The organism is Thermoactinomyces sp. CICC 10521 (genome assembly GCF_016055135.1).
Lineage (GTDB): Bacteria > Bacillota > Bacilli > Thermoactinomycetales > Thermoactinomycetaceae > Thermoactinomyces_A > Thermoactinomyces_A daqus.
In genome coordinates, this window is sequence record NZ_JAECVZ010000071.1 from 1 (window position 1) to 3,044 (window position 3,044).

Here is a 3,044-nt window from a genome sequence, read left to right on the forward strand (position 1 = left end):
TCACATCAGGTTTACTTTATCTGTATATATCCTAGAAATATACAAAACCCCATTCCTTTTCCGAAGAAAAGGGGGGGGTTTGTCATCAATCTCTCCTTTCTTATTGCCCCGGCAGGTGGAGATAGTGAAACGGATTGGTGAGGAACTTGTCAAACTGGGTTGAAACGCTGTGATATCCAATCGCATACGCTCCGTTTCTTGGTGACCAGTCAGCGTAGCATCGGCAAGCATTGATGACACGTTGCTTGATGGTGTCATCCGTCGGCGTATCTTTCCAACCTCCTCCAGGAATAGCTACACCACGGGATTCGTAGTCATCCCGCGTGGCCATTGAAATAATAAAACGCACATAATATTGGATTTTGCCAGCGTTGTAGAGGTCTTGAAGTGCTTGTCCGCAGGCAGCATGGTCCGGATGAATATCATGATAGCTGAGGGTATAATGGTCAGCATCCGGATAAAGGTCAATATACTTTTGAATTATGTTTTTCGCTTCATTCACCGTTACACTTTCACCGCCGTCGCTGTTCGGATCATCGAGATATTCGATATGTTGGTTTTCTGCTGGGACTCCAAGCTGTCGGAGAGCGTTATAAAACTCCTCCATTCGTGCGGCTGCGAACTCCTCAACGGTGAGCGGTTTGTATCCCTCGAAAGCAGGATCATGTTTTAAAACCCAATAGTATCCGCCATTATGAAAGGTTCCATTGATGTATTGGATAGCACCTGACTGCCGGCCGTGCGTCATGAGGACGACATGAGTCGGTCTGCCGGCTGCGACATGCTCGGCTATGGTGATTCCCATGTTGAGTGTCTCGTCATCGGCATGAGGGGCGTAGAAAACAACGGGTCTTGCCATTTTGATTCCTCCTTAAAAAATCTCCCGGCCTTAAGACCGTGGGTAAATTTTGATTTCTTTAACTCCACTATCAATCGCCTTTTTGACTGCTTCGGCGATTTTATCGGAATAGACCGTATCGAGAACGACTTTTCCCTCTACTTCTACGCGATACGTCGGTCGGAAAAGAGAATGCCACGTTTCCTGTCCGACGATCCCATCCACTTTTAATCCGTATTGCTTCTGGTACGCCTCGACTGAGGCCTTCGTGTTCGGGCCATAATATCCATCGGCCGTAATTCCGAGCCTTTGTTGTACCTTCTTCACTAATTCACCTTTAGAACCAAGCGAGAGCGGTAATTCATTGTCGTTATGGTATGTGATTTTCGGCATGTTCTCACCGCCTCCCGATTTAATTTGATTAATGAAGGTGTTCCAATAAGTCAAAATGTGTCGCGGGCAATTCTTTCCGCTCCAGTGCTGGTGTGGCACCACTCGGTCGATCGGAATCCCGTGCTTGTCCATAAGATAATGAATGAGCCAGATCGCATTTGCTTTCGCTTTTTCAAAATCCCCATTGCTGTTCACGCAAATCTCAATCGCCAAGGATTCCATATTTCCGGTTCCATGTCCATCGCCGGCATGCCAAGCAATTTCATCTTCCGGTATGGATTGCCAAATCTCGTGGTCGTCTACGGTGAAATGCCAGGACGCGGTTCGACTGTTTCCATTGAACTGCAATTTGGCATGAGCCGCTGCATTGGCTCCGGCTGCCGTATTGTCCGTTTCATGGACAGTAATATACTTTGGCGTCATTTTAATGCCCGGGCGAGTCTTGGTATTGCTAGCTGGAATTAATAATTGCTTGATCTCCATGTTGATACTCCTTTCTATGAAATAAAAGAGGGCAAAAGCCCTCTTTGCTTATTGTTGCGGTTGTTGGGGTTGATCAACCTTTTTGGTAATGCCCTCTTTCACGTTTTTGATACCACTATGGACTCCGATCGCGGAAAGACCTAAGCTCAGGCCAGTAATAATCCCTTGTTGCCAATTTTGGGGATCAACGAGGAAGACCCCAGTAAGTACCCCGAGTACCACGGCCACCAACGGTGCGTATTTTTGCGGGAATCCCACTTCCTTCAAAAGTGCACAAACAGCCACAATTGCACCCACAGCGCTAACTCCAAATACTTGAACATCAAACATAAATATCATCCTCCAATTAGTTAAGGTGAGATATATAAAAAAGCGCCTCGATTGCTCCAACAATCAAAGCGCCTATTGCTGTACGCCATAACCAAGCAATTTGACTTTCAACTTTTTGCGCTAACTCTAATGCATCTTCTGCTTTATTGAGAGCCGCCCGGCTTCTTTCATCTGCCTGATAGGCTATCTCTACTTTTCCCTCCAGCTTGTCTAATCGGCTTTCGATTCTCTGCAAAGCCCTGGAAACCTCCTGAAGTGTGGCATACATTTCCTTGATTGAAATGACGACACCGTTATTTTCGCCCATCGTCTTCACCCCTCCACTACCTTGTAATTGTTTTTTTGATCAATCGTGAAATACTCATCGGGAATTGGCTGATACATTTCAGGCGCATAGCTTGGATCAACTACAACAAAATGCGGTTCCCCACCATAAGAAAAGGAACAGCCTGAAGATTCACCTGTAAATTCGACCGTGCATTCTGACTCATACCACTTGATGTCTGTGCAGTTCTGGAAAACATCGATCACATTGTTATTTTCGGGTGGCAAATAGTTGATGATATTCATTGGTGTAGTAGCCATGTATCAACACTCCCTTACTGGTAAGTGATTTTTAAAATGGCTGAATCATCGAAAACAGCATAGTACTGGTCATCACCAGAAGCAGTGTAGATCGCGATTCCCTTTGCTGTCCCATTTTGGAATGGAGCAAAGAATGTTGTCGGCAGATCAATCCACAGGGCATCACCTCGATTAAAGGTGGCATAAACATATTCACTGGACACAGAGGGTTGCCCGCTTGGTCTGCCAGTATAGTTATGGTAGCGAATAGTCACTTTAGTGGAACCATATCCACCCGTATCCTTCCTTTTGCAGTAAAACTGCATTCTTTTAATGGTCTTCCCTGTCACTGTTGAGGAAGGGCCATTGTTAAAGAACCAGCAACCGATGTTATTTCCATAGGTCGACCATTGCCCTTGCTTAACCTCTCCGGTAT

At 45.8% G+C, this 3,044-nt stretch carries 5 protein-coding genes and 1 pseudogene; all 6 read right to left on the reverse strand.

Annotated features, from left to right (window positions below):
• Window positions 1–100: 100 nt before the first annotated feature.
• Window positions 101–859, reverse strand: a complete 759-nt coding sequence (locus I8U17_RS17925) for a PIG-L deacetylase family protein (protein WP_198059982.1) — start codon at window positions 857–859, stop codon at window positions 101–103.
• Window positions 860–889: 30 nt separating this feature from the next.
• On the reverse strand, window positions 890–1,714 hold the full coding sequence (locus I8U17_RS17930; RefSeq protein WP_198059983.1) for a peptidoglycan recognition protein family protein: 825 nt from the start codon (window positions 1,712–1,714) through the stop codon (window positions 890–892).
• 48 nt (window positions 1,715–1,762) lie between these two features.
• Entirely contained in the window at window positions 1,763–2,044 is a 282-nt protein-coding gene (locus tag I8U17_RS17935) for a hypothetical protein (RefSeq protein ID WP_198059984.1), read from the reverse strand.
• Between the two features lie 16 nt (window positions 2,045–2,060).
• Window positions 2,061–2,351, reverse strand: coding sequence for a hemolysin XhlA family protein (locus I8U17_RS17940; RefSeq protein WP_198059985.1), 291 nt, complete (start codon window positions 2,349–2,351; stop codon window positions 2,061–2,063).
• Between the two features lie 5 nt (window positions 2,352–2,356).
• Entirely contained in the window at window positions 2,357–2,629 is a 273-nt protein-coding gene (locus tag I8U17_RS17945) for a hypothetical protein (RefSeq protein WP_198059986.1), read from the reverse strand.
• Between the two features lie 14 nt (window positions 2,630–2,643).
• A pseudogene (locus I8U17_RS17950) lies at window positions 2,644–3,044 on the reverse strand (hypothetical protein); the annotation flags it as partial.

Coding starts and splice junctions, on each gene's coding strand:
- I8U17_RS17930 (WP_198059983.1), bottom strand. CDS start 1,714: ATGGAGATCAAGCAATTATTAATTCCAGCTAGCAATACCAAGACTCGC.
- I8U17_RS17925 (WP_198059982.1), bottom strand. CDS start 859: ATGGCAAGACCCGTTGTTTTCTACGCCCCTCATGCCGATGACGAGACA.
- I8U17_RS17940 (WP_198059985.1), bottom strand. CDS start 2,351: ATGGGCGAAAATAACGGTGTCGTCATTTCAATCAAGGAAATGTATGCC.
- I8U17_RS17935 (WP_198059984.1), bottom strand. CDS start 2,044: ATGTTTGATGTTCAAGTATTTGGAGTTAGCGCTGTGGGTGCAATTGTG.
- I8U17_RS17945 (WP_198059986.1), bottom strand. CDS start 2,629: ATGGCTACTACACCAATGAATATCATCAACTATTTGCCACCCGAAAAT.